The 20,094-nt window shown below is 68.4% G+C and carries 16 protein-coding genes and 2 pseudogenes; 3 read left to right on the forward strand and 15 right to left on the reverse strand.

Annotated elements, in window-relative coordinates; genetic code table 11:
* Positions 1 to 251: 251 nt before the first annotated feature.
* Together ACK59X_RS26770 and ACK59X_RS26775 are read right to left on the reverse strand one after the other, a co-directional pair.
* Positions 252 to 884, reverse strand: coding sequence for a flavin reductase family protein (locus tag ACK59X_RS26770; protein WP_409961568.1), 633 nt, complete (start codon positions 882 to 884; stop codon positions 252 to 254).
* Positions 885 to 1,012: 128 nt separating this feature from the next.
* Positions 1,013 to 1,918: a LysR substrate-binding domain-containing protein gene (locus tag ACK59X_RS26775; RefSeq protein ID WP_409961569.1), complete on the reverse strand. Its 906-nt coding sequence runs from the start codon at positions 1,916 to 1,918 to the stop codon at positions 1,013 to 1,015.
* Positions 1,919 to 2,034: 116 nt separating this feature from the next.
* Here ACK59X_RS26775 and ACK59X_RS26780 point away from each other — a divergent pair, with 116 nt between their 5' ends.
* Positions 2,035 to 2,442: a tautomerase family protein gene (locus tag ACK59X_RS26780; protein WP_409961570.1), complete on the forward strand. Its 408-nt coding sequence runs from the start codon at positions 2,035 to 2,037 to the stop codon at positions 2,440 to 2,442.
* Positions 2,443 to 2,466: 24 nt separating this feature from the next.
* Here ACK59X_RS26780 and ACK59X_RS26785 read toward each other — a convergent pair whose 3' ends face one another.
* Together ACK59X_RS26785 and ACK59X_RS26790 are read right to left on the reverse strand one after the other, a co-directional pair.
* Positions 2,467 to 3,054, reverse strand: a complete 588-nt coding sequence (locus ACK59X_RS26785; protein ID WP_409961571.1) for a hypothetical protein — start codon at positions 3,052 to 3,054, stop codon at positions 2,467 to 2,469.
* Positions 3,055 to 3,161: 107 nt separating this feature from the next.
* Entirely contained in the window at positions 3,162 to 4,001 is an 840-nt protein-coding gene (locus ACK59X_RS26790; RefSeq protein WP_409961572.1) for an AraC family transcriptional regulator, read from the reverse strand.
* Between the two features lie 98 nt (positions 4,002 to 4,099).
* Here ACK59X_RS26790 and ACK59X_RS26795 point away from each other — a divergent pair, with 98 nt between their 5' ends.
* Positions 4,100 to 5,350: an MFS transporter gene (locus ACK59X_RS26795; protein WP_409961573.1), complete on the forward strand. Its 1,251-nt coding sequence runs from the start codon at positions 4,100 to 4,102 to the stop codon at positions 5,348 to 5,350.
* A 34-nt stretch (positions 5,351 to 5,384) separates the two neighbouring features.
* Here ACK59X_RS26795 and ACK59X_RS26800 read toward each other — a convergent pair whose 3' ends face one another.
* From ACK59X_RS26800 to ACK59X_RS26825, 6 genes and pseudogenes are all read right to left on the reverse strand, one after another.
* Positions 5,385 to 6,263, reverse strand: coding sequence for a sugar phosphate isomerase/epimerase family protein (locus ACK59X_RS26800; protein ID WP_409961574.1), 879 nt, complete (start codon positions 6,261 to 6,263; stop codon positions 5,385 to 5,387).
* Positions 6,264 to 6,277: 14 nt separating this feature from the next.
* Positions 6,278 to 7,480 (reverse strand): annotated as a pseudogene (locus ACK59X_RS26805) (dihydrodipicolinate synthase family protein); the annotation flags it as partial.
* A 31-nt stretch (positions 7,481 to 7,511) separates the two neighbouring features.
* Positions 7,512 to 8,675: a Gfo/Idh/MocA family protein gene (locus ACK59X_RS26810; RefSeq protein WP_409961575.1), complete on the reverse strand. Its 1,164-nt coding sequence runs from the start codon at positions 8,673 to 8,675 to the stop codon at positions 7,512 to 7,514.
* A 102-nt stretch (positions 8,676 to 8,777) separates the two neighbouring features.
* Positions 8,778 to 9,770 carry a tripartite tricarboxylate transporter substrate binding protein gene (locus ACK59X_RS26815; RefSeq protein ID WP_145694214.1) on the reverse strand — a complete coding sequence of 331 codons (993 nt, stop codon included), beginning with the start codon at positions 9,768 to 9,770 and terminating at the stop codon, positions 8,778 to 8,780.
* Between the two features lie 196 nt (positions 9,771 to 9,966).
* On the reverse strand, positions 9,967 to 10,299 hold the full coding sequence (locus ACK59X_RS26820; protein WP_409961576.1) for a hypothetical protein: 333 nt from the start codon (positions 10,297 to 10,299) through the stop codon (positions 9,967 to 9,969).
* A gap of 15 nt (positions 10,300 to 10,314) precedes the next feature.
* Complete coding sequence (locus ACK59X_RS26825) at positions 10,315 to 10,965, reverse strand: TetR/AcrR family transcriptional regulator (protein ID WP_409961577.1); 651 nt, start codon at positions 10,963 to 10,965, stop codon at positions 10,315 to 10,317.
* Positions 10,966 to 11,249: 284 nt separating this feature from the next.
* Here ACK59X_RS26825 and ACK59X_RS26830 point away from each other — a divergent pair, with 284 nt between their 5' ends.
* On the forward strand, positions 11,250 to 12,650 hold the full coding sequence (locus ACK59X_RS26830; RefSeq protein WP_409961578.1) for a hypothetical protein: 1,401 nt from the start codon (positions 11,250 to 11,252) through the stop codon (positions 12,648 to 12,650).
* A gap of 64 nt (positions 12,651 to 12,714) precedes the next feature.
* Here the strand turns inward: ACK59X_RS26830 and ACK59X_RS26835 are convergent, their stop codons facing one another.
* The 5 genes and pseudogenes from ACK59X_RS26835 to ACK59X_RS26855 all read right to left on the reverse strand — a co-directional run.
* Complete coding sequence (locus ACK59X_RS26835; RefSeq protein WP_409961579.1) at positions 12,715 to 14,952, reverse strand: NADP-dependent isocitrate dehydrogenase; 2,238 nt, start codon at positions 14,950 to 14,952, stop codon at positions 12,715 to 12,717.
* A 259-nt stretch (positions 14,953 to 15,211) separates the two neighbouring features.
* A complete protein-coding gene (gene pdeM, locus ACK59X_RS26840) occupies positions 15,212 to 15,910 on the reverse strand; it encodes a ligase-associated DNA damage response endonuclease PdeM (protein ID WP_409961580.1) in 699 nt (232 codons plus the stop codon).
* Positions 15,910 to 16,953, reverse strand: a complete 1,044-nt coding sequence (locus tag ACK59X_RS26845; protein ID WP_409961581.1) for a YhcG family protein — start codon at positions 16,951 to 16,953, stop codon at positions 15,910 to 15,912. The genes pdeM and ACK59X_RS26845 overlap by 1 nt, the downstream gene beginning before the upstream one ends.
* Positions 16,954 to 17,016: 63 nt before the next feature.
* Positions 17,017 to 19,608, reverse strand: a complete 2,592-nt coding sequence (locus tag ACK59X_RS26850; protein ID WP_409961582.1) for a ligase-associated DNA damage response DEXH box helicase — start codon at positions 19,606 to 19,608, stop codon at positions 17,017 to 17,019.
* Positions 19,605 to 20,094: pseudogene (locus tag ACK59X_RS26855) on the reverse strand (ATP-dependent DNA ligase); the annotation flags it as partial. The pseudogene ACK59X_RS26855 and the gene ACK59X_RS26850, both read right to left, overlap by 4 nt.

Here is a 20,094-nt window from a genome sequence, read left to right on the forward strand (position 1 = left end):
CTCGCCAGGATGCTGCCACGCCTTGTTACATCGTGGCGGGTGCAGTTGTAACGGCCGGCAACCAGCAGCTGCAGCTTCTAGGGAGAATCGTATCTCGGCTGCAGTCCCGCCCATGCCTGCTGAAGGCGAAAACCGGCTTGCTCAAGCCAGTGCTCCCGCGCAAGGGCCGCCCCGCCGCGCCTTCACCCCCTCCCGACCCGCGCAGGGGTTCGAGTGGGGTTTAAGGCGCGAAGCGACTCAGGGGGTGTGCGCTATCTTGGTCGGTACATCTTGAAGAGCTGTTCGGGGCCCACGGTGAAGTAGTCGGCGGGGCCCCCTGCGCGCAGGATGTGGCCCGCGGCGGCCGTGTCGTAGATACCCTCCTTGAGCAGCGCCTTGTCGATGTGGATCGCCACCACCTCGCCCAGTACCAGCCAGGTCGGCACCTGTGCGCCATCGGCGCCCTGCAGCTGCAGGATCTGGGTGCGCCGGCATTCGAAGGTGACGGGGCTCTCGGCCACGCGCGGCGGCGCCACCTGGGTGCTGGCCAGCGGCGTGAGGCCCGCCAGCTGGAATTCGTCGACCTCGGGCGGCACGGCGGCGCAGCTCTGGTTCATGGCCTCGGCCAGGCTGCGCGTGGCCAGGTTCCACACGAACTCGCCCGTCTCCTCGACATTGCGCACCGTGTCCTTGTAGCCGATGCTGGCAAAGCCCACGATGGGCGGCACGTAGTTGAAGGCGTTGAAGAAACTGTAAGGCGCCAGGTTCAGCGCGCCTGCGGAGCTCTGCGTCGAGATCCAGCCGATGGGGCGTGGCCCGACGATGGCATTGAACGGGTCGTGCGGCAGGCCATGGCCTTGGCGCGGCTGGTAGCTGTGGATGGAGGCGGGGGCAGTTGTGGCCATGGGGCGGAGCGGGGTGGGAGAGGCGGAACCGCCACCATACGTGAAGCGCGACGTGTTTGCACGGACAGGGTGAAGTGCCTCCCTGCGCGCATGGGCGGTCTGTGGCCTGTGGGCCGGTGGTTCGGCGATCAGGACGGCGGCATGGCCCTGGCCTGCGCCTGCAGCCAACTGCAGAACACGTCCAGGCGCGGGTGGGCTGCGGCACTGCGTCGCAGCGCCAGGTATTCATAGCCCGAGGCGTTGAACCCCATGGGCGCCACCAGGCGTCCGGCCTGCACGTCGTCCATCACCAGGTGCCAGGGGGCCATGGCAATGCCCAGGCCGCGCACGGCAGCCTCCAGCGTGAAGTAGTAGTGCTCGTACACGGGGCCGGCGGCGGCCACCGCCTCGGGCCAGGCTGCGCCGGTCGAGGCGGCCCACAGGGCCCAGGCATTGCGCCGCGCGCGCGTGTGCAGCAGCGGCTGGCCGGCCAGGTCGGCCGGTGTGTGCAGCGCACCCGTGCGTGCGGCCAGTACGGGGGACAACACGGGGCCCAGGCGCTCGGTGAAAAGGGGCTGTGCGGTGGGGCCATCGCGGAGCGCGCCTGCTGCCTCCTCGGCAGTGATGAGCAGGTCGCAGCCCTCGCGCGCGGCGTCGGTGCCGGTGTCGGTGGTGCGCAGGCGCACCTCGATGCCCGGGTGCTGTGCGTGGAAGTCGAACAGCCGTGGGATCAGCCACTTGACCGTGAAGGTGCTGAAGCAGGCCACATCGAGCGGCCCCTGGTGGGCATCGCCCAGCGCGCGCACCGTGTCCGCGATCTGCTGGAAGGCCGTGGTCAGCACGGGTTGCAAGGTGCGCGCCGCGGCCGTGAGGGTGGGGCGGGCCTTGGTACCGTCGAACAGCGGCAGGCCCAGGTGCTCTTCGAGCTGGAGCACCTGGCGGCTGATGGCGCCGGGCGATACCGAGAGTTCCTCGGCCGCGGCCGTCATGCGGCCCAGGCGGGCGGCGGCTTCGAAGGCGCGCAGGGCGCCCAGCGGGGGCAGGCGAGGCTTCATTTCTATGTGATTCTAGATCACATAGGGTGGGCGTATAAATCGCTTTTCTGCTCGGATGCGTGGGGGAAGAATTCAAGCTTTCCCAACCCGTTTATTTGACTCAAAGGACATATCCGATGCCCTTCATCCACACCCATGTGCCCCAGGCAAGCTCCGATGAAACGCGCGAGGCCATCGTGCAGGCCATCCACCAAGCGCTGGTCGAAGGCATCGGCATGCCCGAGGACGAGCTGTTCAACATGGTCACCGGCTATGCCCCGGGGCAGTTCGCCTTCAGCCGCAGCTTCAATGGCGTGGCGCGGTCGGATGCCGTGGTTGTCGTCGAAATCACCCTGCGCCGTGGCCGCAGCGATGCGATGAAGCGCGCGCTGTACGCCGCCATTGCGCGCAAACTGCAGGAGATGGCGCACGTGGCCCCGGCCGACGTGTTCATCTTCATGCACGAGAACGACTATTCCGACTGGTCCGTGGGCCATGGGCGCGTTGCACTGGCGCGGGTGCAGCAGGTGGGGGCGCCGGGGTGAGCCGGGGCGCCTTGCCTCGAGCTGTTACTTCTTGCTCAGTTCCCGGAGCTCTTTTTCCAGCGCGTCCACGTTGGCCTGCAGCTCACGTGTGCGCAGCTCGCAGGCCGCGGCCGCGGCCTGCATCTCGGAGGTGACGGCCTGCTCGGACGTGGCAGGGGCGGTGCCGGTGCGGGCCTGGGTGCGGCGGGCGGCCCGCTCGCGCTGATCGGCCGCGCAGCGCTGCTGGTGGGCCTGGAGCGTGCCACGCGCTTCGCGGATCAGGCGTTGCTCCAGATCGGTCTTGCGGCGCCAGGTTTCGCCAAAGGCGCCTTCCTTGCGCGGAGCCGGTGCCGTGGCGGCAGCCGGTGCGGCAGGGGCCGATGCGGCACCCGCTGCAGGTGCTGCGGCCGATGCGCCCGAGGCCGGGGTGGTGGCTGCTGCAGGGGCCGGCGCAGCGGTGCCAATGCCGCTGCTCGACAGCCGGACCTCGACCTTCTCGCCCTTGCCCCCACCGGCGCAGGGCGCATCCTGAAAGGACACCTTGCCATCCGGGCCCGTGCACTTGTTGATGGCCCACGCCGGGGCCGCCAGCGCCAGGCAGGCCGCCGTGCCCAGGAACAACTGTCGAATCATGCTTTCCCTCTCCCCTGAAACCTGTTGTTGCAGCTTCCCAGTATCGCCGCATCGGAATGGTAGGGCACCGCCTGCTGCCCCGGCGGTTGCCCAAAGCGCACTGGCGGTCACGCGGAAGGCGGCCCGTGGGCATCGCTCCTGCCCATGAACCAGCTCGGCGGCTGCCCCATGGCGGCCTTGAACATGGCCGAGAAGGCGCTTTCGCTGGCGTAGCCGCTGGCGGCGGCCACGGCGGTCACCGATTCGCCGCGCGCCAGGCGGGGCAGGGCATGGGCCAGCACCGCCTGCTTGCGCCAGGGCGCAAAGCCCATGCCGAACTGCGCCTGGAACAGCCGGGCCAGGGTGCGTTCGCTGGCGCCGCTGTCGGTGGCCCAGTCATGCAGCGTGGCATGGCGGCCGGGGGCCTCCAGCACGGCCTGGCACAGGGCGCGCAGGCGCTTGTCGCTGTCCGGCCCGGGCAGGGGCACGCCCAGGGCCAGGACTTCGGCCTGGCCGATCTCGTCGAGCACCAGGGTGGTCAAGGCCGCCTCACGCGCAGGTCCCGGTGGCGGGCCGCCCACGGGGTCCAGGGCCGACACCAGTTCGCGCAGCAGCGGCGTCACGGCCATCACGCGGCAGACGGCTCCGTCGGCGGGAATCACCGAGGGGTCGACGTACAGGGTGCGAAAAGCCGCCGCCTCCAGCACGGCAATGGCGTGCAGGGCGCCGGGGGCGATCCACACCGCACGCGAGGGCGGCACGATGTACGTCGTGGGCGCAACGGGGGCCACCACGCTGACCTGGATCACGCCGCTGGCGCAGTAGGCCAGCTGCCCCCAGGCATGGCGGTGCGGCTCGAAATGCGTGTCGGCCGGCATGTTGCGCGCGCGCACCCGCACCGGCTGCGCCGGGGTGGGCACGAAGGGGTCCATGTCCCCGAGCGGGGCGGCGTGGCTGGTGCGTGCCATGGTGGGGGTGGGTTTTGTATACGGGGTTGGCGCAAATTCGCTGAAACCTGTCTTTCCGTCGCATTCCAGAAATCCAGGCGCGATATTACGATTTCGCCATGACTTCTGCCAACCCCACCGCCAGCCCTGCCGCTGCCGTCCCCCTGCGTGCCGACGCGGGCGTGATCGGCCTCGTGGGCATCGCCCACCTCATCAGCCACTTCAGCCAGCTGCTGCTGGCTCCGCTGTTCCCGTGGCTCAAGGACGCTTTCCAGGTCGGCTATACCGAACTGGGCTTCCTCATGACCATATTCTTCGTGGTCTCGTGCGCCGTGCAGGCGGGCTCGGGCTTCGTGGTCGACCGCTTCGGTCCGCGCCCCATCCTGTTCGGCGGCCTGGCATTGCTGGGCCTGGCGGCGTTCGGCTTTGCGGCCAGCACCAGCTATGCCATGCTGGCCGCGTTCTCGGTGCTGGCGGGCATCGGCAACGGCGTGTTCCACCCGGTGGACTACACGCTGCTCAACCGGCGCGTGAGCGCGCCACGCCTGGGCCATGCGTACAGCGTGCACGGCATCACCGGCAGCCTGGGCTGGGCGCTGGCGCCGGCCATGCTGGTGCCGTTGGCGATCGCCTTCTCGTGGCGCGTGGCCCTGGTCTGCGCCGGCGTGCTGGCGTTTGCCGTGCTGGCGCTGTTGCTGTTCAAACGCCGTGTGCTGGAACTGCCGCCCGTGCCTGCGGCAGCGACTGCCAAGGCCGGGGCCGCAGGGCAGCAGGGCAACTTTGCCTTCCTGCGCATTCCGGCCGTGTGGATGTGCTTTGCGTTCTTCTTTTTCTACGCCGTGTCGCTCAACGTGGTGCAGGCCTTTGCGCCCGAGGCCGCGCGCCAGCTGCACGCTGTGCCGGTGGCCCTGGCGGCCATGTGCCTCACGGTCTACATGGTGGCCAGCGCGGGCGGCATGGTGCTGGGTGGCTTCCTGGCCGCCGACCCGAGCCGCTGCGAGCGCATCGTGGGCGTGGGCTTCGGCCTGGCCGCCTGCGTGGCAGTGGCCCTGGCCCTGGCGCACCCGCCTGGGGCCCTCGTACCCGTGATGTTCGGTGTGATGGGTTTTTGCGCCGGCATCGCCGGCCCCTCGCGCGACCTGCTGGTCAAGCGCTCCACGCCCGAGGGCTCCACGGGCCGGGTCTACGGCATTGTCTACTCGGGCCTGGACATCGGCCAGGCGCTGTCGCCGCTGTTGTTCGGTGTGCTGCTCGACCAGGGCCGCTTCACGGCCGTGCTGCTCGGTCTGGCCGTCGTGCAGGGCGTGCTGATCGCCAGTGCCTTCAATGTGCGCCGCGTGCGGCGCACCGCGACGCCGGTTCCCGCCTGATTGGCGCAGAGTGTCCCGGGCAGCGCCCGGCACATCAGACCACGGCGCGGTGCCGTGCAATGCAGGTGTCCAGCGTGTCCTCGCCGGTGCGCTGCCACCAGTCCAGCGCCGAGAAGATCTCCACCTCGGCATAGCCTTCGAAGCCCGCGGCCTCGACCCACTGGCGGATTTTCTTCAGTTCGATCACGCCGTCGCCCATCATGCCGCGGTCGCTGAGCAGGTGACGCGTGGGCAGGCGCCAGTCGCACACATGGTAGGCCAGCAGGCGTTCCTTGCCGGCGCGTGCGATCTGCTGTTCCAGCTTGGGGTCCCACCACACGTGGTACACGTCCAGGGCCACGCCGAGCGCACCGGTCTTCTGCGCATCGAGCGCATCGCAGATGTCCAGCGCCTGCTCCAGCGTGTTGATGCAGGCGCGGTCGGCCGCCTGCATGGGGTGCAGCGGTTCAATGGCCAGGGGCATGCCCACCTGCCGTGCGTATTCCAGCGACGCGGCGATGCCGTCGAACACCTCGCCGCGTGCGCGGGCGAGGTCGGTGTAGTGCGGCGTGCCCTCCAGCGCGCCGGGCAGGGCGCCCACCACCAGCACCAGGCAGGCGGCGTCCAGGGTCTTGGCTTCGTCGATGGCGCGGCGGTTGTCGTCCAGCGCGGCGCGCAGGCCGGCCGCATCGGCCGCCGGGAAGAAGCCGCCCCGGCAGTAGCCCGACAGCGCCATGCCATGGGCGCGCAGCTGGCGCGCCGTGGCGTCCAGGCCGGCCGCTGCCACCTGGTCGCGCCAGGGGCTGATGGCGCGGATGCCGCGTTCAGCGCACTGGTCGATGATGCGCGACAGCGGCACCTCCGCCCCCTGCTGCTTGCGCACGGTGGCGGTGTTGATCGAGAGCCAGCGGTGGTCTTGCGAGAAGTCACGCATGGTGCCCAGGCGGCCACGCCGTGCAATGCGAGCAGGTGGCCCATGCGCTGCACGGCCAGTTCGGGCTGCTCCAGCAGATCGGCCTGGTCGGCCAGGCGGAACAGCTCGGCGAAGTGCACCAGCGAGCGCGTGCTCTGCTGCCCGCCCACCATGGTGAAGTGGCTCTGGTGGCCGTTGAGCCAGGCCATGAAGACCACGCCCGTCTTGTAAAAGCGCGTGGGCGCCGCGAAGATGTGGCGCGACAGCGGCACCGTGGGCCCCAGGATGGCGTGGAAGCGCGCCATGTCGCCCGCCGCCAGCGCTGCCAGCGCCGCGCTCGCGGCCGGTGCGATGGCGTCGAAGATGCCCAGCAGCGCATCGCTCTGGCCCTGGCGCGGCGTGCCGCCGGCGCCGTCACCGGCGATGAGTTCGGCGTAGTTGAAGTCGTCGCCTGTGTACATGCGCACGCCCTGGCCGTCGGTGCCGCCCGTGGCGGGCAGGCGGCGGCGCATGGCGACCTCCTTGTCCTTGTCGAGCAGCGAGATCTTGATGCCGTCGACCTTGTCCGGGTGCGCGGCAATCACGGCCAGGGCTGTGCCCATGGCCGCATCCACATCGCGCGAACCCCAGTAACCGGCCAGGGCCGGGTCGAACATGTCGCCCAGCCAGTGCAGCACCACGGGCTGGCGCGCCTGCGCAAGGATGCGGTCGTACACGCGCTCGTAGTCGGCCGGGCCCTTGGCCACGCGGGCCAGTGCGCGGCTGGCCATCACGATGAGCTTGCCGCCCAGCTTTTCGATGGCCTCCATCTGCTCCTCGTAGCCGCGGATCACATCGTCCACCGACTTCACGTCCTCCAGCACCAGGTGGTCCGTGCCGCAGCCCGAGGCCACGAGCGCGCCCGGCCCGAAGTCGCGCGCCGCGTCGAGCGAGCGGCGGATCAGCTCCAGCGAGGTCGGCCAGTCCAGCCCCATGCCGCGCTGCGCGGTGTCCATGGCCTCGGCCACGCCCAGGCCCAGCGACCACAGGCGGTGGCGGTAGGCGATGGTCGCATCCCAGTCCACGGCGCACTGCAGCCACGGGTCGATGGCGGCCAGCGGGTTGGCCACCACATGGGCGGCCGAGTAGGCGATGCGGTTGAACACGGCCCCCTTGGGCGGAGCCACCGGCGGGCGGCCTTGCAGGGTATAGGGGCTGGTGCGGCCGTCGGCCGCGGGCAGGGAGAGGCGAAGGGCCATGGTGAACTCGGGAAATGGGGTAAGAAATGGATCAGGCGTTGAGGGGCGCTACGTCCACCCAGCGGCGTTCCTTCCAGCTTTCCAGCGCCGCCTCGACCAGTTGCACGCCCTTGGCGCCTTCGGGCAGGGTCCATTGGTAGGGGGCGTCTTCCACCACGTGGCGGATGAAGTGTTCCCACTGGATCTTGAAGCCGTTGTCGTAGACCTGCGAGTCGGGGATCTCCTGCCACTGGTCGAAGAAGTTCATGGTCTGCTTCTCGTCGGGGTTCCACACCGGGCGCGGCGTGGCCACGCGGCTTTGCGCGCGGCAGCTCGACAGGCCGGCCACGGCCGAGCCGTCGGTGCCGTCCACATGGAAGGTGACCAGGTCATCGCGGCGCACGCGCGTGGCCCAGCTCATGTTGAGCTGCGCGATCACCGGCTCGCCGTTGTGGCCCGTGAGTTCGCAGGTGGCGTAGGCCGCGTCGTCGGCCGTGGCTTGGTAGGGCTGGCCGGCCTCGTCCCAGCGCTGCGGGATGTGCGTGGCGCCGATGCACGAGACGGACTTCACCTCGCCGAACAGGTTGTCCAGCACGTAGCGCCAGTGGCACATCATGTCCAGGATCATGCCGCCGCCGTCTTCGCTGCGGTAGTTCCAGCTCGGGCGCTGGATGGGCTGCAGGTCGCCCTCGAAGACCCAGTAGCCGAACTCCAGGCGCACGCTGAGCATGCGGCCAAAGAAGCCCGCGCGGCGCAGCATGTCGAGCTTGCGCAGGCCGGGCAGGAATAGCTTGTCCTGCACTGCGCCGTGCTTGAGGCCCGAGCCTGAGGCCAGGCGCGCGATCTCCACCGCCTCGTTCAGGTTGGTGGCGATGGGCTTCTCGCAGTACACATGCTTGCCCGCGCGGATGGCCTTGGCCAGCAGGGTGGGGCGCATCTGCGTGGTGCCGGCGTCGAAGAACACGGTGTCCTCGGGGTTGGCCAGCGCGGCATCGAGGTCCGTGCCCCAGCGCGCGATGCCGTGGGCCTTGGCCAGGGCCTCCATCTTCTCGGCATTGCGGCCGATGAGGATGGGGTCGGGCATCACGCGGTTGCCGTTGCCGAGCACCACGCCGCCCTGCGCGCGGATGGCGCAGATGGAGCGGATCAGATGCTGGTTCATGCCCATGCGGCCGGTGACGCCGTGCATGATGAGTCCGAGTCGTTGGGTGGCCATGGTGTCGGTCCGTTTCAGTTCAAAGGTTGCAAAAGGAATGGGCAAAGGCGCGGCCTGGCCACCCCATGGCGGGGCGGGCGTTGCTGTGCGGCGCGCAGGGAATTACTGGGTAGGCTGCAGGCCGGCTGCCTTGACCAGCGCGGCGTTGTTCTTGATCTCGTCCTTGATGTAGGCGTCGAACTGCTCAGGCTTGAGCGTCCAGGCATCGGCGCCGAGCTTGAGGAAGCGCTCCTTCACCTCGGGCGTGGCCAGCGCCTTGACCACCTCGTCGTGCAGGCGGTTGACGATGTCGCGCGGCGTCTTGGCCGGCACCATCATGCCGATCCAGAAATTGAATTCCGAGCCCGGCACGCCGGCCTCGGCCGTGGTGGGCACGTCGGGCAGGGCGGCGGCGCGCTTGGGCGAGCCCACGGCCAGCGCCAGCAGCTGACCGTCCTTGATCTGGCCGATGACGGGCGCGATGGGCGAGAAGTAGTAGTCCACGCGGCCCGACAGCACCTCGGTCACGGCCTCGGCCGAGCCCTTGAAAGGGATGTTGGTCGCATCGATCTTCGCGGCCAGCTTGAACTTCTCGGCGTTCAGGTGCGTGGCGCTGCCCTGGCCGGCCGAGGCGAAGTTCACCGTGCCGGGCTTGGCCTTGGCCGAAGCCACCAGGTCCTGCAGCGTCTTGATGCCCTTGGCGGGCGAGATCACCAGCGCATTGGGCAGCGAGGAGATCGGCGTCACGCCCGCGAAGTCGCCCGTGGTGTCGAAAGGCAGCTTGGCAAAGGTCAGCGGGCTCACCGTGTGCGAGGAGGAATGGATCATCACCGTGTAGCCGTCGGGCGCGGCCGTGGCCACCGCCTGCTGGCCGATGGTGCCGCTGGCGCCGCCGCGGTTGTCCACCACCAGCGACTGGCCCATGCTCTGGCCCATCTTGTCGGCGATGGCGCGCGCAATGATGTCGGTGGTGCTGCCCGCCGCGAAGGGCACGATCACACGGATGGGCTTGGTGGGGTAGCCGCCCTGCGCGAGGGCGCTGAACGACAGCGACGTGAGCGTGGCTGCCGCCAGGGCGGTGGCGGCAGCGCGGCGGGTGGTGCGGATGAAAGGCATGGATTTGTCTCCGTTGGCAGGCTTGGACTTGCTCTTTAATTCACTGATTGGTGAATAGAGCAGATTTTTAGGCATTGCTGCGCCTGCGTCAACGTAGACGCGTTCAATGGAGCTAGGTATTTACCCGTGGGCCGGGTGGGGCAGGGACCGAGGGCAGCGGTGCGCGGCACCCAAGGGCGCGCGCTGCGGCTGCAGGTCAGCGAGGCGGCTTCTTGCGCAGCCTGGCGAGTGCATACCCGGTAAAGCCCTGGTGCACAAAGCCGCCGAGCGCCATGAGCGGGATCCATGCGGCGGCATAGTGCGGAAGGCAGAGCAGCAGGCCGAGGGCAAGCAACAGGCTTGCGGCAAAGAGCAGGTCGCGCCATGCAAACAGGCGCGCGCAGCCTTCTATCCCTTCGGGCGGGCGCACAATCCACTGGCGCGTGAGTTCGACACGCTTGCCGGTGCCCATTTGGTAGGCGCGCCAGAGGAGAAAGGCGGCCATGGCTGCGGGTGCGATGACGAAAAGCAGGAGCGTTGGGATGTACATGGAGCGTAGTTTCCCTCAGCCCTTCAGCACATAGCCCAGGATCACATCGCACATGTGCGTGAGCCGCTCGTTGCGAGCCTTGGGGGTCATCAGGTCGCGCCCGAAGATGGCCGACAGGGTGTGGTTGTTCGACAGGTAGAAGTACGACAGCCCGGCAATCGACACGTACAGCTGCAGCGGGTCCACCCCACCGCGAAAGCTCCCTTCGCGCCGGCCGCGTTCCAGCACCTCGCCCAGCATGGCGATCAGCGGCGAGTTCATCTCGCGTGCGCGCTGCGACTCCTGCAGGTGGCGCGCCTTGTGCAGGTTGGCACTGTTGAGCAGGGTCAGGAACTGCGGATTCTCCAGGTAGTACACCCAGGTGAACTCCACCAGCCGGCGGATCGCGGTGGCGGGCTCGAGCTCCAGCAGGTTGAGCTTGCGCTCCTCCTCGCGGATGTGCCGGTAGGCCTGCTCCAGCACGGCCTGGAACAGGGTTTCCTTGTCCGCGAAGTAGTAGTAGATCAGCCGCTTGTTCAGGCCGGCGCGCTCGGCGATGCGGTCCACGCGGGCACCGCCCAGGCCGTGCTCGGCAAACTCGTCGCGCGCCGCGGACAGGATCGCCCCCTGGGATCGGTCTGCGTCCCGCTGGCGCTCGGGGGCGGTGGTCTCGGTGTCTTTGCTCATGCCCGAATAATTCACTAAATGGTTAACAAAATCCAATCCTGCAGCGACCAGGGACGGGTTTTGTGGCGGCGGTGCACGGTGTGGCGAAGGCTTTTCGCGGGAAAGGAGGACTATAGCGAGCGCGAGGCCGGACCCCCGGCTTGCGCAGGTCCATATGCGCAGCGTATGGAGCTGCCCTGTGCAGGCTATTTGACGGGGCGCGGGCTGCTTTCTACGATGCGCCACGGCCCTTGTTGCCTGCGCTTGCCCAGAACCACACAACACACCCTGGAGACGAATTGCCCATGCACTCCCTGTCCGCATTCCTCGCGCCCGCGTTGCGCCTGTCCGTGCCTGCCCTGGCCGCAGGCCTGCTGGCCGCCTGTGCTCCGATGAAGAACCCGCCCGCCGCAGGTGTCGGCACCGCCGTGCCGGCCAGCAAGGAGGCGGCCCCCGTCGCCACGGCCTGCCCCAAGGACATCGAAGCGATTGCGCGCTGCCTGTCGGGCCAGGACTCGGCCGGCGCCTACTACCTCATCGCCATGCCGAACCAGTGGAACCAGGTGCTGGTCATGCACTCGCACGGCGGCCCCACGCTGGGCGCGCCCAAGCCCGAGCGCGCGGTCGAGGATCTGGAGCGCTGGTCCATCATGGTCCGTGCCGGCTATGCCTGGGCCGGCAGCACTTTTCGCCAGGGCGGCGTGGCCGTGCGCGCTGCGGCCGAGGACACGGAGCGCCTGCGCCGCATCTTCGTGTCGCAGGTGGCCCAGCCGCGCCGCACCATCCTGCACGGCCAGTCCTGGGGCGCCAGCGTGGCCGCCATGGGCGCCGACATGTTCGGCCACGGCGCGGTCAGCCCCCGGCCCTATGACGCGGTGCTGCTCACCAGCGGGCTGCTGGCCGGCGGCAGCCGTTCGTACGACTTCCGCACCGACCTGCGCGTGGTCTACCAGCATCTGTGCAACAACCACCCGCTACCCAACGAGGCGCAGTACCCGCTGAACATCGGCCTGCCGGCCAGCGCCAAGATGACAGGCGCCGAGCTCACGGCCCGGGTCAACGAGTGCCTGGGCCTGGACAAGCCGGCCGCACAGCGCACGCCCGAGCAGCAGCGCAAGGTGAAAACCATCGTCGACGTGATCCGCATCCCTGCCAGTTCCATCCAGAGCCACCTGAACTGGGGCACCTTCCACTACCGCGACGTGGTGCACTTGCGCACGGGCGACGCCAGCCCCTTCGGCAACATGGGTGCACGCTACACCGGCTCGCCCGACGATGCGGCGCTGAACGCCGCTGTGCTGCGCTACAAGGCCGACCCGCAGGCCCTGGCCCGCTTCGCCGAGGATACCGACCCCACGGGCCGCATCGACGTGCCGGTGCTCACCGTCAAGGGCGTGGACGACCCGACGGCCTTTGTCGAACTGGACGCCTTCTTCAAGGGCACCATGGATCGCGCCGGCAGCGGCGCCCGCCTGGTGCAGACCTTCACCCAGCACAACACCCACAGCTACCTCAGTGACCCGACCTACCCCACGCTGATGACCGCGCTGCTGCGCTGGGTGGACGAGGGCGCCAAGCCCACGCCCGAGGGCATTGCCCAGCAGTGCCCGGCCAACGAAGCCAAGTTCGGCAAGGGCTGCGCCTTCCTGCCGGCCTATGTGCCCAAACCCCTGAACAGCCGTGTGGTGGACCGGGACCGCCCCTGAATTCCCCCCAAAATAAAAAAAGGCCCCGCGATGCGGGGCCTTTGCATTGTGGGTGCCGAAAGGATCAGGCGGCCGCAGCAGCCAGCGCCTTGTTCAGCGTCTCGCTGGGGCGCATCACTTTGTCGAGCTTGGCCACGTCGGGCTGGTAGTAGCCGCCGATGTCGGCGGGCTGGCCCTGCACGGAAGCCAGTTCGGCCACGATGGTCTCTTCCTTGGCCGACAGTTCCTTGGCCAGTGGAGCGAAGTGCGCGGCCAGGTCCTTGTCGTCCGTCTGCGCGGCCAGTTCCTGGGCCCAGTACAGGGCCAGGTAGAACTGGCTGCCGCGGTTGTCCAGCTGGCCGGTCTTGGGCGAGGGGTTCTTGTTGTTGTCCAGGAGCTTGCCCGTGGCCGCGTCCAGCGTCTTGGCCAGGACCTTGGCCTTGGCGTTGCCGGTCTTGATGCCGAGGTCTTCGAACGACACGGCCAGCGCCAGGAACTCACCCAGCGAATCCCAGCGCAGGTGGTTTTCTTCCACCAGCTGCTGCACATGCTTGGGGGCCGAGCCGCCGGCACCCGTTTCGTACATGCCGCCACCGGCCATCAGCGGAACGATGGACAGCATCTTGGCCGAGGTGCCCAGTTCCATGATGGGGAACAGATCGGTCAGGTAGTCGCGCAGGATGTTGCCGGTGGCGCTGATGGTGTCCAGGCCGCGGATCACGCGCTCCAGGGTGTAGCGCATGGCACGCACCTGGCTCATGATCTGGATATCGAGGCCGGTGGTGTTGTGCTCGTGCAGGTACATCTTGACCTTGGTGATCAGCTGCGCCTCGTGCGGACGGTACGAGTCGAGCCAGAACACGACGGGCATGCCGGAGTTGCGGGCGCGCGTGACGGCCAGCTTGACCCAGTCGCGGATCGCGGCGTCCTTGACCTGGCACATGCGCCAGATGTCGCCGGCTTCCACGTTCTGGTACAGCAGCACTTCGCCGGTCGCCAGGTCGTTGATGTTGGCCACGCCGTCTTCGGCGATCTCGAAGGTCTTGTCGTGCGAGCCGTACTCTTCGGCCTGCTGGGCCATCAGGCCCACGTTGGGCACCGTGCCCATGGTCCTGGGGTCGAAGGCGCCGTGCCATTTGCAGAAGTTGATGATCTCCTGGTAGATGCGGGCGAAGGTCGACTCGGGCATCACGGCCTTCACGTCCTTGAGCCGGCCGTTGGCGTCCCACATCTTGCCGCTGTTGCGGATCATCGCGGGCATGGACGCGTCCACGATGATGTCGTTGGGGGAGTGGAAGTTGGTGATGCCCTTGGCCGAGTCGACCATGGCCAGCTCGGGGCGGTTCTCGTGGCAGGCGTGCAGGTCGCGCTTGATCTCGTCGCGCTGGCTTTGGGGCAGCGTCTCGATCTTGGCGTACAGGTCGACCATGCCGTTGTTCACGTTCACACCCAGCTCGTCGAACGTCTTGGCGTGCTTGGCGAACGCGTCCTTGTAGAAAATGCGCACGCAGTGGCCGAACACGATGGGGTGGGACACCTTCATCATGGTGGCCTTCACGTGCAGCGAGAACATCACGCCGGTCTTGCGCGCGTCTTCGATTTCCTTCTCGTAGAACTCCAGCAGCGCCTTCTTGCTCATGAACATGCTGTCGATCACCTCGCGGTCGAGCAGCGCGACCTTGGGCTTCAAGACAATGGTCTTGCCGCTCTTGGTGATCAGTTCCATCTTCACTTCACGGGCGCGGTCCAGCGTCATGGACTTTTCGCCGTGGTAGAAGTCGCCGTGGTGCATGTGCGAGACGTGGCTGCGCGATGCCTGGCTCCACTCACCCATCGAATGGGGATTCTTGCGCGCGTAGTTCTTCACGGCGGCGGGCGCGCGGCGGTCGGAGTTGCCTTCGCGCAGCACGGGGTTCACAGCAGAGCCGATGCACTTGCCGTAGCGCGCCTTGATCTCTTTTTCCTTGTCGTCCTTGGGCTGGTCCGGGTAGTCGGGCAGTGCGTAGCCCTTGCCCTGCAGCTCGGCGATGGCCGCCTTGAGCTGCGACACCGAAGCGCTGATGTTGGGCAGCTTGATGATGTTGGCGTCGGGCTGCAGCGTCTTCTTGCCCAGCTCGGCCAGGGTGTTGGGAACGCGTTGCTCTTCCTTGAGGAACTCGGGGAACTCGCCCAGCACGCGGGCGGCCACGGAGATGTCGGACTCCGCCACGTTGATGCCGGCAGGCGCCGCGAAGGTACGGATGATGGGCAGGAAGGAAGCCGTGGCCAGGCGAGGCGCCTCGTCGGTCAGGGTGTAGATGATGGTCGGTTGCTGGGTCGTCATGGCTTGTCTCACGAACGGGTGTGTAAATGCCCTTGGCCGCAGGGTACGGCAGGGGCCAAACGCGAATGCTCTCGCATTCTCGTCCTTTGGCGCTTTATCGGGCCCCGGTTTTTGCAATCGAATCCCACTATGCAAAATTTACCGACGGATAGGTGCAATTTTTTTAATGGGTTGCCTATAGCGGAAGCGGGTTTTGGACGGAAATCTGGTGGCCGCGACGCCGAAAAGCCTCATTGGCACAAGGGCCAAGCAGTGGGGCTCAATCGGGCTTGCCGGACGGTCGGATCGCCGCCACCCGATCCCCCACCACCGCAAACCGCTGCGCCTGTGGCGCGATGGATTGGCTGGATGTTCCTGTGAATGCCCCGAAGGCCGGCAGCACCAGCAGCCCCGGTGTGAAGGCGAAGCAGGGCAGACGCGCGGCATCGCGGGCCAGGCCGTAGAGGGTCACCGTGGGGTGCAGGTGGCCTGCCAGTACCGTGCCTTCGGCAACCGCCAAGGGGTGATGGCACGCAAGCAATTCGGCGTTCGCCAACGGTCGCCAGGGCTCGTCCGCAAGGGCCATGGCAAAGGCCGCGGGCGGGTCTCCAGCGTGCAGGTCGTGGTTGCCGCGCACCAGCGTCATGCGGATGCCGGCGTGGCGCGCGCGCCAGGGCAGCAACTGGGCCCACAGGGGTTCGTCGGCGCCGCTGCGGGCGTGCAGGAAGTCGCCGAGGAAGACCAGGTGCTGCGCGCCCGTGGCGGCCAGCACGGCGTCGAGCCGGGCCAGGTTGTCGGCCGTGGTGCCGTGGGGCACGGGCTGGCCGGCGCGGCGGAAGGTGGCGGCCTTGCCGAAGTGCACATCGGCCACGAAAACCGTGCGCGTGGCCGGCCAATACACGGCGCGTTGGGGCAGAAGCCACAACGCGGTGCCGCCGGGCAGGGTGAGGGCGTGGGCGCCCGGGGGCGCTGGTGGCATCACGGGGCGGCGGTGCCTTGCGGGGCGGATTCGAGGGTTCTCTCCAGGGCCTCGATACTGGGCAGGTTCCCTTGCAGGTCCGGGGGCAAGGCCTCCAGCAACTGGTACTCGGCGACGCCGATGGGTTTGCTCGAATCGCGCAGCGCATATTCGGCCACCACGTTGTTCCGGCTCTTGCACAGCAGCAGGCCGATGGTGGGGTTGTCGTGCTCGCCCTTCATCTGCGAATCGACGGCACTCAGGTAAAAGCCCAGTTGGCCCGCATGCTCGGGCTTGAACGGCCCCGCCTTGAGTTCGATGACCACATAGCAGCGCAGCTTGAGGTGGTAGAACAGCAGGTCGATGAAGAAATCGTCGCCTCCGACCTCGATGTGCACTTGGCGGCCCACGTAAGCGAAGCCAGCACCGAGTTCGATCAGAAAGCGTGTGATGTGCTGGTCGATGGCGTCCTCGATGCTGCGCTCCTGCGCATCCTCGCCCAGGCCGAGAAAATCCAGCCGGTACGGGTCCTTCAGCGATTCGCGCGCCAGGTCGGACTGGGGCGCTGGCAAACGGGCTGTGAAATTGGTCACCGCGCTGCCGCTGCGCTCCATCAGCTGGCGCTCGATCTGGATCACCAGCACGTTGCGCGACCAGCCATGCTCCAGTGCCTTGGCGGCATACCATCTGCGGGCGTCCGCACCTTGCAGCTTGTCCAGCAAGGCCAACTGGTGGTACCAGGGCAATTGTGCAAGCACCTCTTGCACAAATTCCTGCTCAGGCCAGGCCTCGGCAAAGGCGCGCATGTACTTGAGATTGCGCGGCGAAAAACCCTTCATGTCGGGAAACGCCGTGCGCAGGTCGTGGGCCAGGCGGTCGATGACCTTGGCGCCCCAGCCTTCCCGTGTCTGCCGGGCAAGGATGTCCTGCCCGATCTGCCAGTACAGAACCACCAGCTCGCGGTTGACGGCCAGCGTGGCGCGTTGCTGGGCGCTGTGGATGCGGCCTTTGAGATCGGCCAGCCAGGCCGCGTAGTCCACGGGCAGAGGCAGGATGTCGGGCATTGGTTGTGTCGTAACTTGCGAGGGCCGCAGGCGGGCATTCAGCCGTGGGAGGTTGTCACCATTCTAGGTTCGTGCCCGCTTGCTGCGGGCTGTTGCGGGGCCCAGACCCGGTGTCTCATCGGCGGCCTTCTCCAGCGCCTGCACCATGCGCGCCAGCCGGTCGGCCAGGGTCTCGGTGCTCAGGCGCTCGCGAAAACGTTCCACCATCAAGGGCAGGGCGAATGGGGTGGGGCGCGTGAGCGCATGGATGGACAGGGTCTGCGCCTGCATGCCGCGCAGGGTGCGCGCCAGGCGCTCCATGTCCAGCTCGTTGGCCAGCAGTTCGGCGCGGGCCTGGGCCAGCAGCAGGTTGCCGGGGTCGTACTGGGCGAACACGTCGTAGTACAGCGAGGACGAGGCCTGCAGCTGCCGGCTGCTGCGCTGCTCGCCCGGGTGGCTCTGGAAGATCAGGCCGGCGATGCGCGCGATCTCGCGAAAGCGCCGGCGCGCCATCTCGGTGGCGTTGAGGCTGGCCAGCACCTCCTCTTCGAGCCCGCTGCCGATGGTGGTGGGCGTGCCCTCGCCCAGGATGCGCGGCAGCAGCATCGCCCAGTCGATGGGCTTGGCCGACAAAAGCTCCAGCCCATAGTCGTTGACGGCGATGGAGAAGGTATTGGGCACCTGCTGCGACGCGCGCCAGGCCAGCAGGCCGGCCAGGCCCAGGTGCACCAGGCGCCCCGCCAGCGGGTACAGGTACAGGTGCCAGCCCTCGCGGGTGTGCAGGGTCTCGGCCACCAGCCGGCCAGGCGTGGGCAGGGCCGACCAGGCCTCCTGCACGGCCAGCAGGGGCCGGGCGCACTGCATCTCGGGCGAGGCATACACGCCGCGCTCGGCCTGCTCCAGCATTTCCAGCATGGCGTCGGCCAGCGTGTTCGACAGCGGCATGCGCCCGCCGTTCCAGCGCGGCAGCGCCGCGCTGCCGCGGGGCGCCACGCGCACGTAGGCCGTCATCTGCTGGGTGCGCACCAGCTCCAGCAGGCGGCCTGCGAACAGGAACACATCGCCCTTGCGCAGCCGCGCGATGAAGCTTTCTTCCACAGAGCCCAGGCGCCCGCCGCTCACGAACTGCACCTGCATGCTGGCGTCGCTCACGATGGTGCCGATGTTGCTGCGGTGCCGGCGCGCCAGCCGCGCATCGGGCACGCGCCATACGCCGGCGTCGTCGGGCACCACACGGTGGAAATCGGGGTAGCTGGCCAGCGAGGTACCACCCTGGCGCACGAACTGCAGGGCCCACTGCCAGTCGTTGTCGGCCAGCGTGGCATAGGCCGGGGCGCGGCGCACCTCGGCCAGCAGCGCCTCGGGCAGGAAGCCGCCACCCAGCGCCACGGTCACCAGGTGCTGCACCAGCACATCGAGCGGCGCACGCGGCGTGTGCCGGTCTTCAATGCGGCCCTGCGCCAGAGCGTGGCGCGCGGCGGCCGCCTCCACCAGCTCCAGGCTGTGCGTGGGCACCAGCGTGATGCTGGAGGTGCGCCCCGGCGCATGGCCGGATCGGCCTGCGCGCTGCACCAGCCGCCCCACGCCCTTGGCCGAGCCGATCTGCAGCACCTGCTCCACGGGCAAAAAGTCCACGCCCAGGTCCAGGCTCGACGTGCAGACCACCGCCTTGAGCTGGCCGGTCTTGAGCCCAGCCTCCACCCAGGCGCGCACCTCCTGGCCCAGCGAGCCGTGGTGCAGCGCCAGCGTGCCGGCCCAGTCGGGCCGCGCCTCCAGCAGCGCCTGGTACCAGCGCTCGGCCTGTGATCGCGTGTTGGTGAACACCAGGGTCGATGCGCAGGCCGCTATGGACTGCACCACCTGCGGCAGCAGCGCCAGGCCCATGTGGCCAGCCCAGGCAAAGCGGTCCACCTTGGGCGGCAGCATCACATCCACCTGCAGCGCCTTGTCGATGCGGCCCTGCACCAGCACGGCCGGTGGTGCCGTGGGCGCTTCCGGTGCCGAGCGGGGCAGCAGGGTATCCAGCGCCTCCCGCAGATTGCCCAGTGTGGCCGACATGCCCCAGACCTGCAGCGCCGGGTTCCAGCCCGACAGGCGCGCCAGTGCCAGCTGCGCCTGCACGCCGCGCTTGTTGCCCACCAGTTCGTGCCACTCATCCACCACCACCAGTTGCACATGGCGCAGGCGTTCCTGCGCATCGGCGCGTGCCAGCAGCAGCGAGACGCTCTCGGGTGTGGTCACCAGCAGCGTGGGCAGGCGGCGGTCCTGCGCGGCGCGTTCGCCGCTGGCGGTGTCGCCGGTACGCAGGCCGCTGGTCCAGGTCGGCGCCATGTCCGGCAGAGGCGCTTGCAGCGCACGCAGCGTGTCAGCCGCCAGGGCGCGCATGGGGGTGATCCACAGCACCGTGAGCGGCGCAGCGGCCGCGCGGCGGGCCTGCAGCGTGGCTTCCACCGGCGCCACGGCAGTGCCGGCCCGGGCCAGGTGCTGCAGCGCGCCCAGCCACACGGCATAGGTCTTGCCCGCACCCGTGGTGGCATGCAACAGTCCGGAGCGGCCTTCGCCCAGCGCCTGCCATACCTCGTGCTGGAAAGCGAAAGGCTGCCAGCCGCGCGTGGCCATCCAGGCCGCTGCCGCGCCCGGTGGTGCCGTCTTGCGCGAACGCCGAGCCGTGCTCATGCGGCTGCGTCCTGCCCAGGCAGAAGCGCCATCAGCGTCTGCAGGGTGTCAGCCTCGGCCACCGTCTTGTCCTGGCGCCAGCGCAGCATGCGTGGAAAACGCACGGCGATGCCGCTCTTGTGGCGCGGGCTCCTGCCGATGCCTTCGAAGCCGAGCTCGAAGACCATGCTTGCATCCACGCTGCGCACGGGCCCGAAGCTTTCCCGCGTGGTCTTGCGGACGATGGCGTCCACCTGCGCGATCTCGGCATCCGTCAGGCCCGAATAGGCCGTGGCAAAGGGCACCAGCTGCCGGTCCGGGTCGTCCTGCGGCCCGGTCCACACGGCAAAGGTGTAGTCGGTGTAGAGACTTGCGCGGCGGCCGTGGCCGCGCTGGGCGTACACCAGCACCGCGTCCACGCTGAGTGGATCGATCTTCCATTTCCACCACTCGCCGCCAGGACCGAGCTTCACGCGGCCGGCGCCATAGGCGGACTCGCGGCGCTTG

The sequence above is a fragment of the Acidovorax sp. genome, assembly GCF_046339755.1.
In the GTDB taxonomy this organism is placed as follows: domain Bacteria; phylum Pseudomonadota; class Gammaproteobacteria; order Burkholderiales; family Burkholderiaceae_C; genus Acidovorax.